Genomic DNA, 2100 nt, shown 5'->3' on the forward strand with positions numbered 1-2100 from the left:
CACCAGCCGCGCCAGGGTCGTCTTACCCACTCCCGGATCACCGATCAGCACAACGCCGCACCCGCCGCTATCGGGCATCAGGGCGGATTGGATCACCTTGAATTCGTTGTCTCTAGACACGATCGGCCACGGATCAGCCACCCCGAAATTATACGGGGAGAATGTTATTCCGCCCGGCACACAGGCGCACGAATATCAGCTGGCAAGTATGCGCAAACATCCCAAATAGTCCCTTTTGAATCATTTCAAGGCCCGAATCAATAGGTCCCTACAGCAATCCCCACCGCTGCGCGGCACCCGGTACGACATGGGGGCACCACTGCGTCTACCCGTCACGCGCTTGTGTCGGGCCATGATCCTCGTCGGGCCGTGGCGGTGCGGATAATGGTCCGACGGTACGGTGGTAGACCATGTCGGTGCACGCGGGAGTCGATTCCCCGCACCGAAAATGGAGGCGCCCCACTGCGCTTGGCGACGCCGCCACACCCGGCCCGCTCGACAACGCAGATAACCCCGCCGCGACGGCAACGCCCTTCGCCGGGCCGATCCGCACCGTGGCGATAGCTCTGGCCGGCTTCACCGTCGTCGCCTGTCCAGGGCTTGAAGTCACTCTCGGCTCTGACCCGGACGCGAGCCCATCATCATCAGGATCGTCGGCCGACGCCGGGGAATTGATCCGTCGGAAGCCGTTTCGGTCGTGGGCTACCGTGCGAGCCCACGCAGATGCGAAATCCCTCAGTGCAAGTGGACAATTCGCCGATGTGGCTCGAGAAGTTTGTTGCCGGCGACGGTGCGCGGGATGGCTACCGCGTCGTCTGCGTGATGGACGCGATAATGCGGCATTGGCTTTCCGCGGAATTGACGTAATCGCTGAAGGTTTGCTCCTCGGTCGGATCTCGCGGTGTTCGCCGTGTCCGTAATCGACTGTCGGCTCCGGGGTGGCGTCGACTGGGGTGACACCTCGCCCGGAACATGGCCTGTCCGTGGGGAAATGCGCGGCACACCCCTCACTTGGCAATAGGGTGAGTGATCGACAGTCATTTCACTGCCCCGCCCATGCGGCGGTTCGCGAGGGGAGTAGCCGATGGTCACAGCACAGGGGACCGTCCGACCCATCGCGAGCGGCCCCGCGGGCGGGGTCTTCGCGTGCGCCGCAGCCACACCAGCCGCGGGGTGGCGCCCGGCGCTGATCCCTGCCCAAACCGCGTTCCGGAACCCGATTTACAGCCAGTTGTCCGGCGAGGACGAGCAAGCTCCGCGCACCGGCCTGTGGGCCTGCCGACAGCTCGACACGGGACAGCCGACATCGGCCGTGATCGGTGCCACGGCCGCGCACCACGGGTGCGGCCGATGACCGATCCGCAGCCCACAATCGGGGTGGCGATGTCGGGCGGAGGACACCGCGCCGCGCTGTTCGGACTGGGCGCCTTGCTGTATCTCGTCGACGCCGAGAAAGGCGCGCAGCTGGGATCGGTGGCGTCGGTGTCGGGCGGATCGCTGACCAACGCGTTCTTCGGCTCCAAGGTCGATCTGGCCACCGTCGAGCCCGATGCGATGTGGCGGCACGCCAAGGTGTTCGCCTACCAGATTGCCCGACGGGGCACCCTATGGGCGGCGCCGCTGACATATCTGTACCTCTTGAGCATTGCCCTTGTGGTGGCCGCGGCGATCGCGGTCAGTTGCCTGTGTCCGGGGTGGTCGACGGTGTCGGCATGGCTGGTCGCGCTCCCGGTGGCCGGCTGGCTATCGCAGCAGCGCAGCGCGGTGGTCGCTGCCGCGTTCGCATCGACGGTCTTGGGCAAGGCCAAGCTGTCGTCGATGAACGACGGCGTCTGCCACATCATGTGCGCTACGGACCTGCAGATGGGACAGGACGTCTTCTTCTCGGGCAGCTTCGTCTACTCCTGGCGCAGCGGGTGGGGGACACCCGGCACGCTGCGGGCGGCGCAGGCGGCGCAGGCGTCTGCGGCGTTGCCGGGCGCCTTCAGCGTGGTGTCGTTGCCGCTCAAGCGCTTCGGCCTTCCCGAACAACGTGTGGCGGCCAGTCGGACACCTCCGCGCAAATTCAAGCTGCTCGACGGCGGCGTGTACGACAACATG

At 65.9% G+C, this 2100-nt stretch carries 2 protein-coding genes; both read left to right on the forward strand.

Translation table 11 applies throughout. The features are described 5' to 3' along the window. Nucleotides 1-1084: 1084 nt before the first annotated feature. Nucleotides 1085-1354, forward strand: coding sequence for a hypothetical protein (locus VML93_RS33440; protein ID WP_325617361.1), 270 nt, complete (start codon nt 1085-1087; stop codon nt 1352-1354). After that, nucleotides 1351-2100: hypothetical protein (locus tag VML93_RS33445; RefSeq protein WP_325617363.1), on the forward strand; the 750-nt coding region annotated here is incomplete at its 3' end. The genes VML93_RS33440 and VML93_RS33445, both read left to right, overlap by 4 nt.

Source organism: Mycobacterium sp., from assembly GCF_035499775.1.
Lineage (GTDB): Bacteria > Actinomycetota > Actinomycetes > Mycobacteriales > Mycobacteriaceae > Mycobacterium.